The organism is Kribbella sp. CA-253562, assembly GCF_050942265.1.
GTDB lineage: Bacteria > Actinomycetota > Actinomycetes > Propionibacteriales > Kribbellaceae > Kribbella.
Genome location: NZ_CP192049.1, coordinates 4,630,568 through 4,651,551 on the forward strand (window position 1 = coordinate 4,630,568; position 20,984 = coordinate 4,651,551).

A 20,984-nucleotide genomic window follows, 5' to 3' on the forward strand; every position below is an offset into this window, starting at 1 on the left:
GTGCAAATGAACCTGACGTCCGGCGCAGGACCTACAGTGACTGGCATGGCCGAACGCGCGCTGAGGGCAGTCGTGGCGGCCGTCGGCGTCGTGCTGCTGGGGTGTTCGGATCCGGCGGCCGACGGGTGTCCACCGCCGCAAGCCGCGCCGGCGACACAGACCGCGCTGATGCCCGCCGGGCTTTCCTTCGCCGAGGTCGGGACGGTGACCGGTGTCGAGAAAACGCAGGGCCATCTGACGGTCCGGGCGGTCACCAGCAAGCCGATCGACGAGGTCACCGTGCTGATCCAGGACGCCGTCACCGCCGCCGGCTACCGGCCCGCGGGGATGGACAACGAAGGCTTCGAGGCGGAGGTGTTCTTCACTTCGGGCAACTACGCGGCCGGCCAGGCGCTCGTCCGGCGGGCGGCCTGCGAGGGCCAGTGGGACGTCGAGCTGGTGCTGATCGATCCGAAGGCCGTGCCGACGCCGACCGCCACACCCGCTCCGAGGTTGACACCGGCCCCGACCGAGACGCCGGCGCCGAGGCCGACGGGCGCCGGGAGGTGAACGTTGTCCACAGGAGCGGCGCCGGTCGTCCGCAGTGTCGGTGGTCTCACCTAGGGTTTCCGGTATGAGCGTTGCAGCCGCGGTCGACGTGCACGGCCACCCGCGGGGAGCCCTGTCGCCTTCCCGCGCCGCCGACTTCATGAGCTGCCCTTTGAAGTACCGCTTCCGGGTCGTCGACCGGCTGCCGGAGAAGCCCTCTGCGGCTGCCGTCCGCGGCACGGTCGTGCACGCCGTGCTGGAACGCTTGTACGACCTGCCGCGCGGCGAGCGCACGCTCGAACAGGCGGCCCAGATGCTCGAGCCGCAGTGGCAGCGCATCCTCGAGGCCGAGCCCGAGGTGGCCGAGCTGTTCGCGGACGACGCCGAGGGCGAGGAGCTGGCCCAGTGGCTGGCCGAGGGGCAGCAACTGCTCGGCAAGTACTTCACGCTCGAAGACCCGAACTCGCTGGAGCCCGCCGAGCGCGAGCTGTACGTCGAGACCGAGCTCGAGTCCGGCCTCACCCTGCGCGGGTACGTCGACCGCCTCGACGTCGCCCCGACCGGCGAGATCCGGGTCGTCGACTACAAGACCGGCCGCTCGCCGTCGGAGTTCTTCGAGGCCAAGGCGCTGTTCCAGATGAAGTTCTACGCGCTGGTGCTGTGGCGGCTGCGCGGCGTCGTACCGTCGATGCTCCAGCTCGTCTATCTCGGCAACGGCGAGATCGTCCGCTACGTGCCCGACGAGGCCGACCTGCGCGCCTGCGAGCGCAAGATCGCGGCCCTGTGGAGCGCGATCACCCGGGCGCTCGAGTCGGGCGACTGGCGGCCCAGCCCGGGACCGCTGTGCGAATGGTGCGACCACAAGGCGTTGTGCCCTGCCTGGGGCGGCACGCCGCCGCCGCTGCCGAACCGGTCGGTCGAGGAGGTCGCCGAGCAGTCGGCCGGGGTGGACCTGGTGGGCATCGACGGTTGATCGGGCGATCTGCCGAGCGGGCGAGCGGCTGCATCGACCCGCTGGGCAGCCCCCGGCCGGCACCCCGGCGTACCGGTGGAAGTTTGTTCTGAGGTGCTGGTCACACCCGGATAAGTGAGGTCGGTGCCACGGGGTGTCGGCACCCTCGGATAACGTCCAGGCTATGAGTCATCCGCATCCCGATCTCGGTCAGCCGCCCCGCCTTCCCGACGACGCACTGCGCGTGGTCGCTCTGGGCGGCCTGGGTGAGATCGGCCGCAACATGACCGTGTTCGAACATCGCGGCAGGTTGCTGGTGGTCGACTGTGGTGTGTTGTTCCCCGAGGAGCACCAGCCCGGCGTCGACGTGATCCTGCCCGACTTCAGCTGGATCCAGGACCGGCTGGACAAGATCGAGGCGATCGTGCTGACCCACGGGCACGAGGACCACATCGGTGGGGTGCCGTATCTGCTCAAGGAGCGCGGCGACATCCCCGTGGTCGGCTCGAAGCTGACCCTGGCCTTCATCACCTCCAAGCTCAAGGAGCACCGGATCAAGCCGGTGACCGTCGAGGTGAAGGAGGACGAGAAGCGCCGGTTCGGCCCGTTCGAGTGCGAGTTCCTGGCGGTCAACCACTCGATCCCGGACGGTCTGGCGGTCGCGATCCGGACCAAGGCCGGCCTGGTGCTGCACACCGGCGACTTCAAGATGGACCAGTTCCCGCTGGACCGCCGGCTCACCGACCTGCGCGGGTTCGCCCGGCTCGGTGAGGAGGGCGTCGATCTGTTCCTGACCGACTCGACGAACGCCGACGTCCCGGGCTTCACCACCGCCGAGAAGGACCTCGGCCCGGCGATCGACCAGGTCTTCCGGACCGCGCCCGGCCGGATCATCGTGTCCAGCTTCGCCAGCCACGTGCACCGGATCCAGCAGGTGCTGGACGCGGCGAAGGCGGGCGGCCGCAAGGTGGCGTTCGTCGGGCGTTCGATGGTGCGCAACATGGGCATCGCCCGCGACCTGGGCTACCTGAACGTGCCGAAGGGCCTGATCGTCGACCTCAAGGAGCTCGAGCAGCTGCCGGACCGCAAGGTCACGCTGGTCTGCACCGGGTCGCAGGGCGAGCCGATGGCCGCGTTGGCCCGGATGGCCAACCGTGACCACATGATCCGGATCGGCGAGGGCGACACCGTGCTGATGGCCAGCTCGCTGATCCCCGGCAACGAGAACGCGATCTACGGGCTGATCAACGGCCTGATCCGCTGGGGCGCGAACGTCGTGCACAAGGGCAACGCCAAGGTGCACGTCTCCGGTCACGCCAGCGCCGGCGAGCTCGTCTACTGCTACAACCTGGTCGAGCCGCGCAACGTGATGCCGGTGCACGGCGAGTTCCGGCACCTGAAGGCGAACGCGGCCCTGGCGGTCAGCACCGGCGTACCGGCCGACCGGGTGATCATCGCCGAGGACGGCGTGGTGGTCGACCTGCACAAGGGCCGGGCCAAGATCACCGGCAAGGTCGAGGCCGGCTACGTGTACGTCGACGCGATGACGGTCGGCGGGGTCACCGAGGCCAACCTCAAGGACCGCCGCACGCTCGGCGAGGAGGGCGTCGTCACGGTCGTCCTGCTGGTCGACGCCAACACCGGCAAGCTGGCCGAGGCGCCGGACTTCCTGGCCCGCGGGTTCGTGCACGACGACACCACGTTCAAGCCGGTCATCCCGGTGATCGAGGAAGCGCTCGCGAAGGCGGCGTCCGAGGCGATCGGCGACGCCGGCCAGCTGGAGCAGCTGGTCGGCCGCGCGGTCGGCAACTGGACCTACCGCCACTGGCGCCGCCGCCCGGTCGTCATCCCGGTCGTCATCGACGCCTGACCCCCACCCCCGTCCCAACCCACCCCGCCCCCGCCCCAATTTCGACGGTTAACCCTGGAAATGGTGGGTTCGACGACCGCATGCACCCATCGAACCCCCACATCCCAGGGTTAACCGCCGAAATGGCGGTGGGGGGGCGAAGGAGACATGCTGGGACGGGTGGTTGTCGGCGGCCGAGGAACCCTCGCACGTTAGCGTTCCCCTCATGACCGCATCACCCGTCCAGCAGGCTGTGGCGATCAGGACCTTCGGGCTGGGGCGCAGCTACGGTTCCGGTGAGACCCGGATCGACGCGCTGGCCGACGTCAGTGTCGAGTTCGGGCAGGGACGGTTCACCGCGATCATGGGACCGTCGGGCTCGGGCAAGTCGACGCTGCTGCACTGTCTGGCCGGGCTCGACCGGCCGACCAGCGGGCAGGTGCTGCTCGGCGACGTCGACCTGACCCGGCTGGACGAGAAGGCGCTGACGCACCTGCGCCGGGACCGGATCGGCTTCGTGTTCCAGGCGTTCAACCTGGTGCCGACGCTGACCGCGCTCGAGAACATCACGCTCCCGCTCGACCTGGCCAACCGCAAGCCCGACCCGGCCTGGCTCGACGTCGTCGTGCAGACCGTCGGGCTGGCGGATCGTCTGCACCACAAGCCGGCCGAGCTGTCCGGCGGGCAGCAGCAGCGCGTCGCCTGTGCCCGCGCGCTGGTGTCCCGTCCGCACGTCGTGTTCGCCGACGAACCGACCGGCAACCTGGACTCCCGCGCCTCGGCCGACGTCCTCGGGTTCCTGCACCGCTCGGTGCGGGAGTTCGGCCAGACGGTGGTGATGGTGACGCACGACCCGACCGCCGCCGCGTACGCCGACCGCGTGCTGTTCCTGGCCGACGGCCGCCTGCACGAGGAACTCGCCGACCCGACGGCCGAGTCCGTGCTCGACACCATGAAGCGGCTCGACAGCAGCAGCGCTCAGGTCGGCTGATGCTCAAGCTCGGCTTCAGGTCGGTGCTCGCGCACCGGCTGCGGTTTGTGCTCTGCACGGTCGCCGTCCTGCTCGGCATCGGTTTCGTCAGCGGCGCGATGGTTTTCAGCGACACCCTGTCGGCCGCCCTGAAGAAGAACTTCGCCGCCGCCACGGCCGACATCACCGTCACCCCGGTCTCCCCTCTGTCCACCGGTACGCCGAACCGCCCGCCGACCCTGCCGAACGACGTCGCCGACCGGATCGCCGCCGTTCCCGGCGTCGCCGCCACGGACGGCCAGCTGCTGGTCCCGGACATCGAGATCCTGGCCAAGGACGGCCGGCCGATCGACACCTACAGCCTGGCGACGTTCGGCGCGAGCTGGCCGCACGACGACCGGACCGCGCCGTTCAAGCTCGTCGCGGGCTCCGCGCCGTGGGGCATCGAGCAGCTGACCCTCGACCGCAACACGGCCGACCGCGAGGGCTACGAGCTCGGCCAGAAGGTCAAGGTCGTCACCCCGGTCCGCGCGGTCACCGCGACGATCTCCGGTTTCACCACCCCAGGCCTGTCCGGTACGTCGGCCGGCGCACCGCTGGTCTCCTTCGACGGCGCTTCGGCCCAACTCCTGCTGCTCGGCGAGCCCGGCTGGACGTCGATCGCCGTCGCCCTTCAGCCCGGCCACAATCCGGACGCCGTCAGCCGCGCGATCCGGACCGCGATCGGCGACACCGTCCAGGTCCGCACCGCGGCGCAGGTGTCGGCCGACGGCGAGAGCGCGCTGGACGACACCTTCGGCGGTCTCACCGCCGCTCTCCTGCTCTTCGCCGGCCTGGCGCTGTTCGTCGGCACATTCCTGATCGTCAACACGTTCGCGATGGTCGTCGCGCAGCGCAGCCGCGAGCTGGCGCTGCTGCGCGCGGTCGGCGCGTCCGGCGGTCAGGTCACCCGCACAGTGCTCGCCGAGGCGCTCGTGATCGGCGTGATCGGATCCACCCTGGGCCTGCTGCTCGGGATCGGCGTCGCCGCCCTCATCCAGTACCTGTACCAGCGGCTCGACCTGGCGATCCCGTCGGCGGCCCTGCAGGTCAGCGCCGCCACGATCATCGCGTCGTACGTGCTCGGCGTCGGCATCACCGCCGCCGCGGCGTACCCGGCGGCCCGTCGCGCGGGCAAGCTCCCGCCGGTGGTCGCGCTGCGGGCCGACACCACCGTGCCGGAGCGGAGTCTGCTGGTCCGGATCCTGCTCGGCGGCTTCCTGCTGCTGATGGCCGTCATGATTTTCCTGATCGCGCTCACGGCCACCGGGCTGCCCGCCGCGATCCTGGTCGGTCTGGCCACGGCGTTGATCCTGCTCGGGCTCGTGATGACCCTGCCCGTGCTCAGCCGGTACGCCGTCCGCGCGCTGATGGCGCCGCTCGGCCGCCGGGCCCCGGTCGTGCTCGGCCGGCGCAACGCCGAGCGCAATCCCCGCCGTACGGCGGCCACGGCGTCGGCGTTGATGATCTCGCTCGCGCTGGTCAGCGGGCTGGTGACGATCGCCGCCTCGGCCAAGGCGTCCGTCGACCGGGGCATCGCCGACGCGATCGGCACGTCGGAGCTGGTGGTGACCGGTGACGGCGGCCGCCCGTTCAGTACAGCTGTCGGCGACCAGCTGGCCGAGGTGCCGGGGATCTCGGCGGTGCATCGCGTGCGGCAGTCCGCGGGCGAGGTCGGCGACCGGCAGGTCACCCTGGCCGGGCTCTCCGATCGGACGCTGGACGGCCCGATCACGGTGAAGGTGGCCAGCGGCGAGCTCAGCAGCCTCGACCGAGGCCAGGTCGCACTCCCCCGCAACCTCGCGAACCAGCTCGAACTGTCGGTCGGCGAAACCTTCGACCTGACCACGACCACGGGCAAGCACCGGCTGACCGTGGGCGCGATCATCGAGCCCAACCAGCAACTCGATGCCGTCGTCACCGACCTGCCGCGGTTCACCGAGCTCGGCGGCGGCCAGATCGACGCGACGCTCTACCTCGAGGTTGCCGACGGCACCGACCTGGCGACGGTCCGGCAGGCGGTGCTCGGTGCCATCCAGGACTACCCGTCGGTGGCGGTCCGTGACCAGCACGCGTACGCCGCGGCCGAGCGTGGCCCGATCAACGGCGTACTCGGGGTGGTCGGAGCGCTGCTCGGCTTTGCCGTACTGATCGCGCTGCTCGGGATCGTGAACACGCTCGCGCTCGGCGTGGTCGAGCGGACCCGGGAGATCGGGCTGCTGCGCGCGATCGGGATGGACCGTCCGCAACTGCGGCGGATGCTGCGGGTGGAAGCGGTCGCGATCGCGGTGTTCGGCGCCGTACTCGGACTGCTCGTCGGGGTGCTGGCCGGAGTCGCGGTGCAGCACGTGATGGTCGACGACGGGTTGAGCGTGCTCGACGTACCGGTGCTGCAGCTGATCGGGGCGGTGGTGATCGCCGCGGCGGTCGGCGTACTGGCCGCGATCTGGCCGTCACGGCGGGCAGCGCGGCTGGACGTGTTGCGGGCGATCGCGACGGAGTAGCGCCGAGGTCCTCCGTTGAGCGGTGATCACCGGTAGCCTGCCGGTGTGCCGGGCAGCGTCCAGTCGATCGAGCGAGCTGCCGCAGTGCTGCGCCTGCTCGCCGCCGCGCCGAACGGCCTGGGTGTCGCCGACCTCGGCAACGCACTCGGGCTGGCGAAGGCGACCGTGCACGGGATCGTCCGGACGCTGCACCAGGTCGGCTTCGTCGAGCAGGACCGGTCCGGCGCGCACTACCGGCTGAGCGACGCCTTCGGGCGCCTCGGCGAGACCTACCTCGATCCGAACGAGCTGCGCAGCCGCGCGATCAACTGGGCCGACTCACTGGCGTCCCGCAGTGGTGAGGTGGTCCGGGTCGGCCGGCTGGTCGAGGGCAAGGTGGTCGTCGTGCACCACGTCTTCCGGCCGGACGACAGCGACCAGGACCTCGACGTCGGTACGACGCTGCCGCCGCACGCGTGCGCGCTCGGCAAGGCGGTACTCGCGTTCGACACCAGCGGCGCCTCGAAGCCGAAGGCCCTCGAGGCGTTCACCACCCGCACCATCGTGGACCCCGCCCGGCTGGCCGACGAACTGGCCGCGGTCCGGGCCAAGGGCTGGGCCGGCGAGTTCGAGGAACACACCGTCGAGCTGGCCGGGATCGCGGCCCCGATCCGCGGCCTCGGCGGTCTGGTCGTCGGCGCCGTCGGCCTGACCGGGCGGATCGAGCGGATCTGCGACTCCCGCCTGCGCCATCGCACCGACCTGGTCACGATGGTCCGCGCCACCGCCGAAGCCATCGGCCGCGACCTGCGGGACGACCGATGACCGCCGCGCGGAGGAGCTGCTGATGGCGGAGCAGTACGTCGCGGCCGTCGACCAGGGCACGAACTCGACCCGCTGCATCCTCTTCGACCGGCGAGGCCGGCTGGTCTCGGTCGCCCAGCGCGAGCACAAGCAGTACTTCCCCAAGCCGGGCTGGGTCGAGCACGACGCCGCGGAGATCTGGCGCAACGTCACCCGCGTCGTGCCCGCGGCGGTCCGGCAGATCGGCGCGGACCACGGCCAGATCGTTGCCATCGGCATCACGAATCAGCGCGAGACCAGCCTGCTGTGGGACCGGCGGACCGGGCAGCCGATCGGGCACGCCGTCGTCTGGCAGGACACCCGCACCGACCGCCTGATCACCGAGCTGGCCGGCGACCAGGGCGCGGACCGGTTCCAGGATCTCTGCGGCCTGCCGCTGACGACGTACTTCTCCGCGCCCCGCCTGCGCTGGATGCTCGACCACACCCCCGGTCTGCGGGCCCGCGCCGAGCGCGGCGAGGTGCTGTTCGGCACGATGGAGAGCTGGCTGATCTGGAACTTCACCGGCGGACCCGAGGGCGGGCTGCACGTCACCGACGTGACCAACGCCAGCCGCACGATGCTGATGAACATCGAGACGCTGGAGTGGGACGACCAGCTGCTCGCCGCGTTCGACGTACCGGCGGCGGTGCTGCCGGAGATCCGGCCTTCGTCGGGGGTGTTCGAGACCGCGACGGCGGTGCTGCCCGGCGTACGGATCGGGGCGGCGCTGGGTGATCAGCAGGCGGCGCTGTTCGGGCAGACGTGCTTCAGTCCGGGCGAGGCGAAGTGCACCTACGGCACCGGCTCGTTCCTGCTGCTCAACACCGGCAAGGAGATCGTCCGGTCGACGCACGGCATGCTCACCACCGTCGCGTACCAGATCGGCGACCAGCCCGCGGCGTACGCGCTGGAAGGCTCGATGGCGGTCACCGGCTCGCTCGTCCAGTGGTTCCGCGACGGCCTCGGCCTGATCCACACCGCCGCCGAGATCGAGACGCTGGCCAGGACCGTCGAGGACAACGGCGGCGCGTACATCGTGCCGGCCTTCTCCGGCCTGTTCGCGCCGCACTGGCGCAGTGAGGCGCGCGGCGTGATCGCCGGGCTCACGTCGTACATCACCAAGGGGCATCTGGCCCGGGCGGTGCTGGAGGCGACCGGCTTCCAGACCCTCGAGGTGGTCGACGCGATGAACGCCGACTCCGGCATCGCGCTCAAGGCGCTCAAGGTCGACGGCGGCATGACCGCGAACAACCTGCTGATGCAGTTCCTCGCCGACCTGCTCGACGTCCGCGTGGTCCGGCCGATGGTGACCGAGACGGTCTCCCTCGGCGCCGCGTACGCCGCGGGCCTGGCGGTCGGTTACTGGCCGGACCTCGAAGGCCTGCGCAGCAACTGGCACCGGGCCGGCCAGTGGCTGCCCGACATGGACCCGGAGCGCCGGGCCACCGAGTACGCCAACTGGCAGGCGGCGGTCCAGCGCACGTTCGGGTGGATCCGGCCGGAGCAGTAGCTCAGTCCTCGGCGCGCCAGATCCAGTTCTTCCGGGCGTAGCGGATCTCGAAGCCGGTTCGCAGCATGTTGTTGAGCGAGGAGTTCTGCCCGCCGTCGTCCGGCTTCCCGGTCTCGGCGCTCAGCCATTTCGCGCCGTCGGCCGCCGCCTGACGCGCCCGCGCCGCGAGCAACGCCGACTGCGCGCCCCGGCCCCGGTACTCCGGCAGCACGGCCGCGCCCGCGAACGACGCCACCTGTTCGTGCATCGACAGCGAGGCCGCCGCGACCATCGTGTCGCCGTCCCAGGCCGCGTACGCCGTGAAGCCGGGCCGGCCGACGACGCCGGTGACCATCGGCACGATCTTGTCGCCCGGCATGCCGAAGCCGCGGGTCAGCGTCGTCGCCCACTCTTCGGCCTGGTCCGGCTCGACCTGGCCGATCCGCAGCTCGGTGTCAGCGGACTCGACCAGTCCAGCCAGGCGGGCCAGCTTCAGCCAGGTGCCGCCGGCGGTCAGACCGGTCTTCTCGCGGATCGCCTCCCAGTCGGCGGGCAGCACCGACGGCGCGAACTGCAACGTCGCCTGCCGGACGCCGTGGGTGCGGTAGAAGTCGACGATCTGCTCGACCAGCTCGAGGGTCACCGGCGACTCGAAGCCGAAGCCGAGCGCCTTGCTCCAGTAGTTCGTCACGTCCTGCGGCATCGCGAGCACGACACCGCCGGCGATCCGGCGGCTCGCGAGCCCGAGCGACTCCGCCACCGCGGGCGGCGCCGAGTTCTCGTAGCCCCACACCGCCTCCGCCTCCGCTGCCTCGATCAGCTCGGCGATCCGATCCATTCGACCCTCCTGGCCACAACCCCGTGACGATGTTCCGACCCGACCCTATGCCGGTCGGCCAAACGGTTCGGTTCAGGCTTTCCAGGTCCAGATCGGGCGGTCGTAGATCACTTCGAAACCGGCCCGGCGCAGGTTGTCCAGCGACGGATTGCGCTCCCCCGGGGCCGGCTTGCCGGTCTCCGACAGGAGCCAGCGGCATCCCGCCGCCAGGCCGTCCCGCACCCGCCGCGCGAGCAGCGCGGACTGGGCGCCGCGCCCCCGGTACTTCGGCCGGGTCGCACCGCTGACGAGCTCACCGGCCTCGCCGTCGACGAACAGAGCACCGGTCGCGACCAGCAGGTCGCCGTCCCAGGCGCCGTACGCGGTCAGCGCGTCGATGTCGTTGACCGAGGCAAGCATCTGGGCCATCCGGCCGTCCGGGTCGTCGAACTCGAACGCCTCGATCTGCACCGCCGCCCAGGCCGCCATGTCGGCGTCGCCGACCGGGCCGACGCGCAACGTCGTCGGGGCCAGGGCGACCGGACGGTCGTCGCGCAGCGTCTTGACCAGCACCTCGCTCCGGGTCAGCCCGTACGCCGCGGCGATCTCCGGCCAGTCCAGCGGCAGCACCTGGTCGGGAAGGTGGAAGTTCGACCTCGCCGTGCCCTCGGACCGGTAGAAGTCGATCGCCTCCGCGATCACCTTCTCGGTCAGCGGTTCGCTGATCCCGAAGCCCTGCGCCTTGCACCAGAACCCCGACGCGTCCTTGCTGACCGACGAGACGATCCCACCGCCGACCTGGCGGACCGCGATTCCCATCCGGTCGCGCACCGGCGCGGCGATCTCGTTCAGCCCGAGCATCAACTGACTTTCGGCGGCCTCCGCCAGTGCGACCATGTCCATGCCGAAAACCCTAACGCGGCAGGAAAACAGCCGATGACCATTTGGTTGCCCTCAGCATCATCTGGTCTGGCGAGAACTCGCCGTCGCACGGTCAGGTGGTCGACGCCCTGCGCGCACCGCGTCGCCCGGTGAACCCCAGCGCCGATGGCGAGATCCCGCCGACGATCAAGGCCGCAAGGGCCGGGACCGCCTTGGCCGCGGGGGCGTTCTCGCGCGCGATCGCGTCGGCCGCGCCCAGGATGCCGACGCAGCGCAGCCGCAGCGCCGCGGGCACGAGCTCGCAGTACGGCGTCAGCGCGGTGGCCATCAGGTCGACGTAACCGTCCAGCAACTCGCGCTGCACGGCCTCCATCTCCGGGCTGCCCTTCAGCGCGGCCGAGATCGCGGTGAGCTCCGGCATCTCCGCGGCACAGGCGAAGTACGCCGCGCCGATCACTCGCGCGACCTCGTCGATCGTCGGCGGCGCCTCCCGCACCGCGGCGCTGATCGCGGTCCGGTACCGCTCGTCGAGCTGCCGGTAGAGCTCGATCAGCAGACCGGACCGGGTGCCGAAGTGGTCGTAGACGATCGGCCGGCTGACCCCCGCGGCCTCCGCGAGCGTGACCAGGGTCAGCCCGTCGGCGCCCTGCGTGCGGACGATCGTCATCGCGGCGTCGAGCAGCTGCTCACGCCTGGCCTGCTTGGTCAACCGGACCGTCATGTGCCTCCCTTGTCCACCACGCCAAGCTTATGCTACAAAACGTAACCTACACAATGTAGCTAAGGAGAGTCCTGTGGACGCAGTACTGATGCTCGGCGGCACCGGCCAGGCCGGAGCCGACACCGCGGCGCTGCTTCGCCGCTGGCACCCGGACCTGCCACTGACGATCGCCGGCCGTGACCTCGGCCGCGCGCGGAAAGTCGCCGACGAGCTCGGCAACGCCACCGCCGTGACGACCGACCTGAGCCGCCGCGATCTCGGCCTGCCCACCGACCGGCGCCACTCGGCCGTCGTCGCCACCCTGTGGGACGCGCACCACAACGGCCTGCACTACGCGCAGGATCACGGCGTCCCCTACGCCAGCATCTCCAGCGCGCTCGTCGACACCTCGCCGGAGCTCGTCGCGGTCGCACAACGGCCGACTGCCTCACCGGTCCTGGTCGCCAGCCACTGGTGCGCCGGCACCGCCGTACTGGCGGCCCTCGCGTCGACGCGCGAGTTCGGCCGCGTCGATCGCATCCGGGTCGGCGCGATCCTGGACGAGCTCGATACCGGTGGCCCGGCCGGCAACGCCGACCTGGAGCGCTGGTCCACCGCGACCACCGCGGGCCTGGTACGCCGCGACGGGCGCTTCACCTGGATCGCCGACGTGGAGACGGAGGTGGTCAGCGTGGACGGCAGGGCCTATCCCGCCCAGAGCATCGCGATTCTCGACGTCACCAGCCTGGCGCTCGCGACCGGCGCCGACGACGTCCGCTTCGACATGGCGGTCGGCGAATCCGCCGGACGGCGTACCGGTGGCCGCGCCTCGGTCGAGGTGCGGATCGAACTCGAAGGCACCGACCGCGCGGGCAATCCGCTCAGCAGGAGCCGCTACCTGGTCCATTCCGAAGGACAGCGACCCCTGACCGCGCTCGGCCTCGCCCTAGGAGTCGAGCGGTTGCTCGGCCTCGCTCTCGGCGCCCCGATCACGCCCGGTCTGCACACCCCGGAATCGCTCGTCGATCCGGCGTACGCCGTGCGGCGACTCGACGAACTCGGCGCCACCTTCGTCGACCGCTAGAGCGCCCGAAGTCCCGGAGCACCCCCACGGAGGTGCTCCGGGCCGAGACCTCAGACCGGCGAGACGATGTCCGGCGCTTCCAGCCGGACCTTGTCGGCCGACTCGTCGTCGGGCTGGTCCTGGGAGTCGCGCTCGGACTGCACCCGGCGCTGGTAGAACGAGACCTCCCGCTCGATCGTCGCCTCGTCCCAGCCGAGCACCGGCGCCATCAACCGGGCCGCGGCGTCCGCTGCGCCGACGCCGCGGTCCCAGGCCTCGATCGAGATCCGGGTCCGCCGGGCCAGTACGTCGTCCAGGTGCCGCGCGCCCTCGGACCGGGCCGCGTAGACGACCTCGGCCTTCAGGTAGTCCTGGGTGCCCGGCAGTTGCTCACCGAGCGACGGGTCCTCCTTGACCAGCTGCAGCACCTCGTGGATCAGCGCGCCGTACCGGTTGAGCAGGTGCTCGATCCGGGCCACGTGCAGCCCGGACTCCCGCGCGATCAGGTGCCGCTGGTTCCACAGCGCCGGGTAGCCGTCCGCGCCGACCAGCGGGATCGTTTTGGTCGTGCACTTCGGCACCCGGCCGTCGAGCGCGTTCGCGACCGCGTCGATGGCGTCCTTGGCCATCACCCGGTACGTCGTGTACTTGCCCCCGGCAACCACCACGAGGCCGGGCGCGGCGTGCGCGACGACGTGCTCGCGGGACAGCTTCGACGTGCTCTCCGACTCGCCGGCCAGCAGCGGCCGGAGCCCGGCGTACACGCCCTCGACGTCCTCGCGGGTCAGCGGCGTGGTCAGCACCGAGTTCACGTGCTCGAGCAGGTACTCGATGTCCTTGCTGGTCGCGGCCGGGTGGGCTTTGTCCAGGTTCCAGTCGGTGTCGGTGGTGCCGATCAGCCAGTGCCGGCCCCACGGGATCACGAACAGCACGGACTTCTCGGTCCGCAGGATCATCCCGGTGCTGGACTGGATCCGGTCCTTCGGCACGACCACGTGGATGCCCTTCGACGCGCGCACGTGGTACTGCCCGCGTTCGCCGACCATCGCCTGGGTGTCGTCGGTCCACACCCCGGTCGCGTTCACCACCTGCTTGGCCCGGACCTCGAACTCGCGGCCGCTCTCCAAGTCCTTGGCCTGGACGCCGGTGACCCGCTCGCCTTGGCGCAGGAACCCGGTCACCTTCACCCGGTTCGCGACATGCGCGCCGTACGACGCCGCGGTGCGGGCCAGCTCCATCGTGTGCCGGGCGTCGTCGACCTGGGCGTCGTAGTACTGCAACGCGCCGACCAGGGCCGACTTCTTCAGGCTCGGCACCAGCCGCATCGCGCCGCGCCGGGTCAGGTGCCGGTGGATCGGCAGGCCCGCGCCGAGGCCTGAGCTGACCGCCATCGCGTCGTACAGGGCGACGCCGGCGCCGGCGTAGATCCGCTCCCACCAGCGGTGCTGCAGCGGGTAGAGGAACGGCACCGGCTTGACCAGGTGCGGTGCCAGGCGTTGCAGGAGCAGTCCGCGCTCCTGCAACGCCTCGTGCACCAGCCGGAAGTCGAGCATCTCCAGGTACCGCAAGCCGCCGTGCACCAGCTTGCTGGACCGGCTGGAGGTGCCGCTGGCGAAGTCGCGCGCCTCCAGCAGGCCGGTGGTCAGGCCCCGGGTGGCGGCATCCAGGGCCGACCCGGTGCCGACCACCCCGCCACCGATCACCAGGACGTCCAGTTCGCGGCCGTCCGCCATCGCGTCGATGGCCTCCGACCTCGCTTGCGGGGACAGAGCCACTACAGCCACTGTGCTGTTCCTTCCGGTTGTCTCTACTGCTTACTGCTTGTCGCTGCTAGTCGACGTCGACCCAGTCGAGCGTGCGCTGGACCGCCTTCTCCCAGCCCTTGTACCCGTCGGCGCGCTGCTGGTCGTTCCACTCCGGCGTCCAGCGCTTGTCCTCGTTCCAGTTCTGCACCAGCTCGTCGGTGTTGTTCCAGAACCCGACCGCCAGCCCCGCCGCGTACGCCGCGCCGAGCGCCGTCGTCTCCGCGACGACCGGCTTGCTCACCGGCACGCCGAGGATGTCGGCCTGCATCTGCATGCACAGCTCGTTCGCCGTCACTCCGCCGTCGACCTTGAGGACCTCCAGCTTCACGCCGGAGTCCTTCTCCATCGCGTCGGCGACGTCCTTGCTCTGGTAGCAGATCGCTTCCAGTGTTGCTCGGGCCAGATGGGCGTTGGTGTTGAACCGGGACAGCCCGACGATCGCGCCGCGCGCGTCGGAGCGCCAGTACGGCGCGAACAGGCCGGAGAACGCCGGCACGAAGTACACGCCACCGTTGTCGGCGACCTGCCGGGCCAGCGTCTCGGTCTCGCTCGCGCCGGAGATGATGCCGAGCTGGTCGCGCAGCCACTGCACGGCCGATCCGGTGACCGCGATCGAGCCCTCCAGCGCGTAGACCGGCGCCTCGTCACCGAACTGGTAGGCCATCGTGCTGAGCAGACCGGCCTTCGAGCGGACCAGCTCGGTGCCGGTGTTGAGCAGCATGAAGTTGCCGGTGCCGTAGGTGTTCTTGGCCTCGCCCGGGTTGAAGCAGACCTGGCCGACGGTCGCGGCCTGCTGGTCCCCGAGGTCGCCTGTGAGCGGTACGACGCCACCGAGCGGGCCATTGGCCAGCGTTTCGCCGTACTTGTTGGGGTCGGACGACGGCCGGATCTCCGGCAGCATCTGCCGGGGGATGTTGAAGAACGAGATCAGCTCGTCGTCCCAGTCGAGCGTCTCCAGGTTCATCAGCATCGTGCGGCTGGCGTTGGTGACGTCGGTGACGTGCACCCCTCCGTCGACGCCGCCGGTGAGGTGCCACAGCAGCCAGGTGTCGGTGTTGCCGAACACGGCGTCACCGGCCTCGGCGGCCTCACGGACCCCGTCGACGTTCTCCAGGATCCACTGCACCTTGCCGGCCGAGAAGTAGGTCGCCGGCGGCAACCCGGCCTTCTGCCGGATCACGTCGCCCTTGCCCTCGCGCTCGAGCGCCGAGGCGATGCGGTCGGTCCGGGTGTCCTGCCAGACGATCGCGTTGTAGTACGGGCGGCCCGTCCTGCGGTTCCAGACCACGGCCGTCTCGCGCTGGTTGGTGATGCCGAGCGCCGCCAGGTCGCTGGCCTGCAGGTTGTTCTGGTTCAGCGCGGTGCGGATCACCGAACTCGTCCGCTCCCAGATCTCCACCGGGTTGTGCTCCACCCAGCCCGCCTGCGGCAGGATCTGCGAGTGCTCCAGCTGGTGCTTGCCCACCTCGTTGCCGGAGTGGTCGAAGATCATGAAGCGGGTGCTCGTGGTGCCCTGGTCGACGGCGCCGACGAAGTCAGCCATGGAAGGTCCTCTCCTCACAGATCGATGTCATGCGGTGGTGTTCTCCTCGGGGATGCGGCCCGGTTCCTCGTCCGCGTCGGCGATCGGCAGGAACCGCCCGACCAGCAGGTCGTAGAGGAACGCGCCCACCAGCGCGCCGATGATCGGTGCCACGATCGGCACCCAGAAATACAGATCCCCGAACTGATCCTTGAACGCTCCGGAGTACCCGGTGAAGAACGAGGCCAGCCGCGGGCCGAAGTCACGCGCCGGGTTGATCGCGTACCCGGCGTTGGTACCCCAGGCCATGCCGATCCCGACCACCAGCAGACCCACGATGAACGGCGCCAGGTTGACCCCCGGCGAGGTGTTGCGCAGGTCGGTGATCGCCAGGATGACCAGCATCAGGATCGCCGTACCGATGATCTGGTCGCGGAACCCGCCCCACATGCCGACCCCGAGGTCCAGGCTGCCGTTGCCCGGCAGGGTCGAGAAGACTCCCTGGCTCTTGATCGTCAGTCCGGGGTCGAACTTGTTCAGCGCCTCGGTGTAGTTCCAGCGGACCACCAGCGCCGCCAGAAACGCGCCGAGGAACTGGGCCACCGAGTACGGCAGCACCTTCTTCCAGGAGAAACCGCGGAACGCCGCCAGCGCGATCGTGACCGCCGGGTTCAGGTGCGCGCCGGTCATCCGGCCCGCGACGTAGATGCCCAGCGTCACACCGAGACCCCACGCCCACGCGATGGAGTCGTGGTCCCCGATCCCGGCCGCGACGACCTGCGCCACCACACCGCAACCGAACAGGATCAGGATGAACGTGCCCGCGAGCTCGGCGGAACACTCCCCCAGAAGGGTCTTAGCCTTGACGGCTTCAGTCGTAGCCATGCTCTGTCTCCCTTCCACCCCGTGACGACCACGGAGGTCTGGAATGTAGGAGCGATTGCGAGGCGGCACAACGCCGTACGTTCGACATTGTCGAACGCCGCCGGGCGACGGCCCGGTTACGACACTCGGGGCGCCCGCGGCAACCCCGGAAAGAAATCTACGCCCCGGATGCAACCGATCGTAGGTGCCAGAGCGTCATGTCACTGGGAGACAACAGCACCAAGGGGGGAACTCAGGTGAATCAGCACGCCACGGTGGCACACCGCGACGACGTGACGGCCCGGGAGTGGCTGGACGCAGGCCTGCGCAACCTACCGGCCCGGCAACGGGCCGCTCTGGTCCTGCGCTACTACGAGTCCCGCACCGAGTCCGAGGCAGCCATCATCCTCGGCTGCTCGATCCCCGCGGTGAAGCGCCGCACCCACCACGGCCTGCGCCGCCTCACCTCACACCTGGGCCCCGACGCGGTCCTGATCATGCAACGCGTCGCCCGCTGACCCACCCCGTACGCCGAACACCCGTCGTCACGCTCGCGGACCGGCAGTGCCACAATCGGCGCGGCAACGACGGGAGGTTCGGGTGGAAGAGTCTCTGGCGGTGGTGCTCCGGCGGACACGGGTGGAGCGCGGGCTGACGCAGGAGGCCCTCGCCGAGCAGGCGGGACTCAGCCCGCAGGCGATCGGTCTGCTCGAGCGCGGCGTCCGGCAGTTCCCGCACGCGACGACGATCGACAAGCTCGACCGGGTGCTCGGCTTCACCGACCAGGAGCGTTCGCTGGTCCGCCGCCTCGCTTCGCGGGGCGCCTCGACCAACGCGCCGGCTGCCGCTCAGGCCGGGCCCGCGTGGATCGTGGCGCGCGGGCTGCCGGCGAACGCGGTGTTCACCGGCCGGGGTGAGCAGCTCGACCAGCTCACCGATCTGCTGACCAGCAGCCCGACGAGGGCCGGCGCGCCGACGATCGCCACGATCCGTGGCATGGCCGGCGTCGGCAAGACCGCTCTGGCCATCCAGGCGGCCGACGCGGCGAGCAAGCAGTTCCCGGACGGCGTCCTGTCGGTCAACCTGCGCGGCTTCGGGCCCGGTGCACCGCTCGGCTCGCTGCACGCGATCGGCCAGCTCCTCCGGCAGACCGGCGTACCAGTGGAAGCGGTGCCCGACGATCTGGCCCAGGCCGCCGCGGCTCTCCGCACGCGGCTCGCGGACCGGCGGGTTCTCCTGCTGCTGGACAACGCGCGGGACGTCGAGCAGATCGCCGACCTGATCCCCGCCGCGGAGAGCTCGGCGGTGCTCATCACCAGCCGCAACACGCTGACCACGATGCCCGCGAGCCTCCACCTGCAGCTGGCTCCGCTGGAAGCCGCCGAGTCGGCAGGCCTGCTCGCGACCATCGCCGGTACGGACCGGCTCGCCGGCGCCGCCGACCGCATCGCGGACCTGTGCGGGCATCTGCCGCTCGCGTTGTCGATCGCCGCGGCCTGGCTGGTGGGACATCCCTCGACGTCGGCCGCCGACCTGGTCCGCCGGCTGGAGGACGAATCCCACCGCCTCGACCACCTCGGCGCCGACGACCTCGACATCCGGATCAGCCTGTCGCAGTCGATCGACCAACTCCTGCAGAGCGCGCATCCCCTCGACCAGCGCGCGGCCCAGGCCTTCACCCTGCTCGGCCTGACCGACGTCCACGACTTCACCGCCGAAACCGCGGCGCCGTTGCTCGACACCCCGCGGACGGAGGCCGACGGTCTGCTGGAGCGCCTCACCGACCTGCATCTGCTGGAGTCGCCGGTCCCAGGGCGCTACCAGTTCCACGACCTCGTCCGCTCCTTCGCCCGCGAACGCGCCAACGCCCTCCCGAACAGCGTGCGCGACGCAGCACTCGACCGAAGCCTCGGCCTCTATCTCGCAGTCGCCTGGCGGACAGCTCAGCTTTCCGAGCCCAACGCCGCCCGGATGTCGTGGCCTGGCCGCCCGGACGCGCCGGTCTCGCCGGTCTCGCCGGTCTCGCCGGTCTCGCCGGTCTCGCCGGAATTCTCCAGCACCGACCAAGCGTTGCGCTGGGCCGACGCGGAGCTCGCGAACATGCTCGCGCTGGTCGACCAACTGTCGCGGCTCGACGGCCGTGACGAAGAACTGGCCGGTCTGGTCATCGCGCTCTACGCGTATTTCACCAAGCGTGGCAACCTCGGCGACTGGCTGCCGGCGATCGACCGGGTACTCGGGGGCCGGATCGCCGACTGGACGGTCGGCCAGCTGCACGCCGACGCCGCGATCGCACTGGCGGAGCTCGCCCGGTACGAGGAGTCCGCCGAGCGGTTCGGGCTCGCTCGCGAGCACTTCGAAGCGGCCGGCAGTTTGCGTGGAATCTCGCTCGCGGCGAACAACAACGCCCGCCTGCTGATCCGGATGCGCCGCCACCAGGAAGCGCTGCCACTGGTCCAGCGAGCGCTCGAAGTGAACAGATCACTCGGCAACGACCGGGCGATCGGCATGGCCTGCAGCACACTGTCCGAGGTGCACACCGAGCTGGGCGACTTCGTCGCGGCCGAGGCGGCGGCCGGCGAAGCTCTGAGCCACTTCGTGGCCAGCGGTGATGCCGGTGCCGCCGCCAACGCGAGGATCGACCGGGCATGGGTGCGGGTGAAGTCGGGCCGGCCGCAGACCGCGGTAGCCGACATCCGGCAGGGCATCGAGGAGCTCACCCGGATCGGCCACCGCAAGAACGTCAGCGACGCGTACTACGTTCTCGCGCTCACCTGCCGCGAACTACCCGACCCCGAGGCGGCGATCGAGCACACCGAGCGGGCGCTCGAGATCGCTGTCGACGTGCAGGACCGCCGCCGCGAGGCGCAGGCGCGGTTGCTGCTCGGCCAACTGCTGGCTGGGCTCGGCGAATACGACGACGCCACCCCGCACCTCGAGTTCGCCCAGGCCTTCTACCGGGAACACGACGCCGTGCGCGCCGAGGAGGCGGCCGACGCCCTGCGGACGGCCCGGGACAGCACCGGGGCCTGACGGAAATCTGTCAGGCCCCGGTGTTCGCGGTCGTTCAGACCCGGGTGGCGTCCGCCGTGTCCACCTGCTCGGCGGCTTTCAAAGCTCGCGCGGCCTGTTCCTCGGTGGCGTTCTCCGGGAAGTGGCAGGCGCTCTGGTGGCCGGGGGCGAGCTCCAGCAGCGGGGGCGCGATGGTTTTGCAGATGTCCTGCGCCTTCCAGCAGCGGGTGTGGAAGCGGCAGGCCGGGGGCGGGTTGATCGGGCTGGGGACGTCGCCCTGGAGCCGGATCCGCTCGCGCTGGGTCTTGCGCTTGGTGTCGGGAATCGGCACGGCCGACAGCAGCGCCAGCGTGTAGGGGTGCATCGGCTTCTCGTACAGGCTGACCCGGTCGGCCAGCTCGACGATCTTGCCCAGATACATCACCGCGACCCGGTCCGACACGTGCCGGACCACCGACAGGTCGTGCGCGATCATCACGTAGGTCAGGTCGAACTCGGTCTGCAGGTCCTCCAGCAGGTTCACCACCTGGGCCTGGATGGACACGTCCAGCGCCGAGACCGGCTCGTCGGCCACGATCAGCTTGGGCCGCAGCGCCAGCGTGCGGGCGATGCCGATGCGCTGCCGCTGACCGCCGGAGAACTCGTGCGGGTAGCGGTTGTAGTGCTCGGGGTTCAGACCGACCAGCTCGAGCAGCTCCTGGACGGTCTTCTTGACCCCGCCCTCGGGCTTCACGCCCTGCAGCCGGTACGGCGCACCGACGATCTTGCCGACCGTGTGCCGCGGGTTCAGCGAGCCGTACGGGTCCTGGAAGATCATCTGGATGTCGCGCCGCAGCGGCCGCATCTTGCCCTCGGACAGGTGCGTGACGTCGTGGCCCTCGAAGACGATCTTGCCGTCGGTCGGCTCGAGCAGCCGGGTGAGCAGCCGGCCCGTCGTGGTCTTGCCGCAGCCGGACTCGCCGACCAGCGACAGCGTCTCGCCCTTGCGGACCGAGAAGTCGAGCCCGTCCACGGCCTGGACCGCGCCGGTCTGCCGCTGCAGCAGACCCTTGCGGATCGGGAAGTGCTTCACCAGCCCCTGGACCGAGAGCAGTTCCTCGCCCAGCGCGGGCGCCGCCGAGGACGGCTCGGTGTTGGCAGTGGTCACAGTGTTCGCTCCGTCG

At 70.6% G+C, this 20,984-nt stretch carries 17 protein-coding genes; 10 read left to right on the forward strand and 7 right to left on the reverse strand.

The annotated features are described in order from the left end of the window. Window positions 1–45: 45 nt before the first annotated feature. From ACQPXM_RS21850 to glpK (ACQPXM_RS21880), 7 genes are all read left to right on the forward strand, one after another. The gene (locus ACQPXM_RS21850; RefSeq protein WP_432935910.1) at window positions 46–549 is read left to right on the forward strand and encodes a hypothetical protein; all 504 of its coding nucleotides are present in this window, start codon (window positions 46–48) and stop codon (window positions 547–549) included. A gap of 64 nt (window positions 550–613) precedes the next feature. After that, on the forward strand, window positions 614–1,501 hold the full coding sequence (locus ACQPXM_RS21855; RefSeq protein ID WP_432935912.1) for a RecB family exonuclease: 888 nt from the start codon (window positions 614–616) through the stop codon (window positions 1,499–1,501). Between the two features lie 163 nt (window positions 1,502–1,664). Then, on the forward strand, window positions 1,665–3,350 hold the full coding sequence (locus tag ACQPXM_RS21860) for a ribonuclease J (RefSeq protein WP_432935914.1): 1,686 nt from the start codon (window positions 1,665–1,667) through the stop codon (window positions 3,348–3,350). A gap of 205 nt (window positions 3,351–3,555) precedes the next feature. Then, window positions 3,556–4,320: an ABC transporter ATP-binding protein gene (locus ACQPXM_RS21865; RefSeq protein ID WP_432935917.1), complete on the forward strand. Its 765-nt coding sequence runs from the start codon at window positions 3,556–3,558 to the stop codon at window positions 4,318–4,320. Then, window positions 4,320–6,842, forward strand: a complete 2,523-nt coding sequence (locus tag ACQPXM_RS21870; protein ID WP_432935919.1) for an ABC transporter permease — start codon at window positions 4,320–4,322, stop codon at window positions 6,840–6,842. Before ACQPXM_RS21865 ends, ACQPXM_RS21870 begins: the two co-directional genes overlap by 1 nt. 45 nt (window positions 6,843–6,887) lie before the next feature. Continuing rightward, window positions 6,888–7,646 carry an IclR family transcriptional regulator gene (locus ACQPXM_RS21875; protein ID WP_432935921.1) on the forward strand — a complete coding sequence of 253 codons (759 nt, stop codon included), beginning with the start codon at window positions 6,888–6,890 and terminating at the stop codon, window positions 7,644–7,646. Window positions 7,647–7,668: 22 nt separating this feature from the next. Then, window positions 7,669–9,177: a glycerol kinase GlpK gene (gene glpK / locus ACQPXM_RS21880; RefSeq protein WP_432935924.1), complete on the forward strand. Its 1,509-nt coding sequence runs from the start codon at window positions 7,669–7,671 to the stop codon at window positions 9,175–9,177. Window position 9,178: 1 nt separating this feature from the next. On the opposite strand, the gene ACQPXM_RS21885 is transcribed toward glpK (ACQPXM_RS21880), so the two are convergent. From ACQPXM_RS21885 to ACQPXM_RS21895, 3 genes are all read right to left on the reverse strand, one after another. After that, on the reverse strand, window positions 9,179–9,994 hold the full coding sequence (locus tag ACQPXM_RS21885) for a GNAT family N-acetyltransferase (RefSeq protein ID WP_432935927.1): 816 nt from the start codon (window positions 9,992–9,994) through the stop codon (window positions 9,179–9,181). Between the two features lie 72 nt (window positions 9,995–10,066). Continuing rightward, window positions 10,067–10,876, reverse strand: coding sequence for a GNAT family N-acetyltransferase (locus tag ACQPXM_RS21890; RefSeq protein ID WP_432935930.1), 810 nt, complete (start codon window positions 10,874–10,876; stop codon window positions 10,067–10,069). 91 nt (window positions 10,877–10,967) lie between these two features. Continuing rightward, entirely contained in the window at window positions 10,968–11,576 is a 609-nt protein-coding gene (locus ACQPXM_RS21895; protein WP_432935933.1) for a TetR/AcrR family transcriptional regulator, read from the reverse strand. Window positions 11,577–11,649: 73 nt separating this feature from the next. Between ACQPXM_RS21895 and ACQPXM_RS21900 the strand changes: the two genes are divergently transcribed. Then, window positions 11,650–12,639 carry a saccharopine dehydrogenase gene (locus ACQPXM_RS21900; protein ID WP_432935936.1) on the forward strand — a complete coding sequence of 330 codons (990 nt, stop codon included), beginning with the start codon at window positions 11,650–11,652 and terminating at the stop codon, window positions 12,637–12,639. Window positions 12,640–12,689: 50 nt separating this feature from the next. Here the strand turns inward: ACQPXM_RS21900 and ACQPXM_RS21905 are convergent, their stop codons facing one another. Genes ACQPXM_RS21905 through ACQPXM_RS21915 form a run of 3 tightly spaced genes read right to left on the reverse strand, consistent with a single transcriptional unit; the run spans window position 12,690 to window position 16,830 of the window. Further along, a complete protein-coding gene (locus ACQPXM_RS21905) occupies window positions 12,690–14,402 on the reverse strand; it encodes a glycerol-3-phosphate dehydrogenase/oxidase (RefSeq protein WP_432935938.1) in 1,713 nt (570 codons plus the stop codon). A gap of 46 nt (window positions 14,403–14,448) precedes the next feature. Further along, the gene (gene glpK / locus ACQPXM_RS21910) at window positions 14,449–15,966 is read right to left on the reverse strand and encodes a glycerol kinase GlpK (RefSeq protein WP_432935941.1); all 1,518 of its coding nucleotides are present in this window, start codon (window positions 15,964–15,966) and stop codon (window positions 14,449–14,451) included. Between the two features lie 27 nt (window positions 15,967–15,993). After that, window positions 15,994–16,830, reverse strand: coding sequence for an MIP/aquaporin family protein (locus ACQPXM_RS21915; RefSeq protein WP_432935943.1), 837 nt, complete (start codon window positions 16,828–16,830; stop codon window positions 15,994–15,996). A 236-nt stretch (window positions 16,831–17,066) separates the two neighbouring features. Here ACQPXM_RS21915 and ACQPXM_RS21920 point away from each other — a divergent pair, with 236 nt between their 5' ends. Next, entirely contained in the window at window positions 17,067–17,327 is a 261-nt protein-coding gene (locus ACQPXM_RS21920) for a sigma factor-like helix-turn-helix DNA-binding protein (protein WP_432935945.1), read from the forward strand. Window positions 17,328–17,409: 82 nt separating this feature from the next. Next, on the forward strand, window positions 17,410–19,842 hold the full coding sequence (locus ACQPXM_RS21925) for a tetratricopeptide repeat protein (RefSeq protein ID WP_432935947.1): 2,433 nt from the start codon (window positions 17,410–17,412) through the stop codon (window positions 19,840–19,842). Window positions 19,843–19,876: 34 nt separating this feature from the next. Here ACQPXM_RS21925 and ACQPXM_RS21930 read toward each other — a convergent pair whose 3' ends face one another. Next, complete coding sequence (locus ACQPXM_RS21930) at window positions 19,877–20,968, reverse strand: ABC transporter ATP-binding protein (RefSeq protein WP_432935949.1); 1,092 nt, start codon at window positions 20,966–20,968, stop codon at window positions 19,877–19,879. Between the last annotated feature and the right edge of the window lie 16 nt (window positions 20,969–20,984).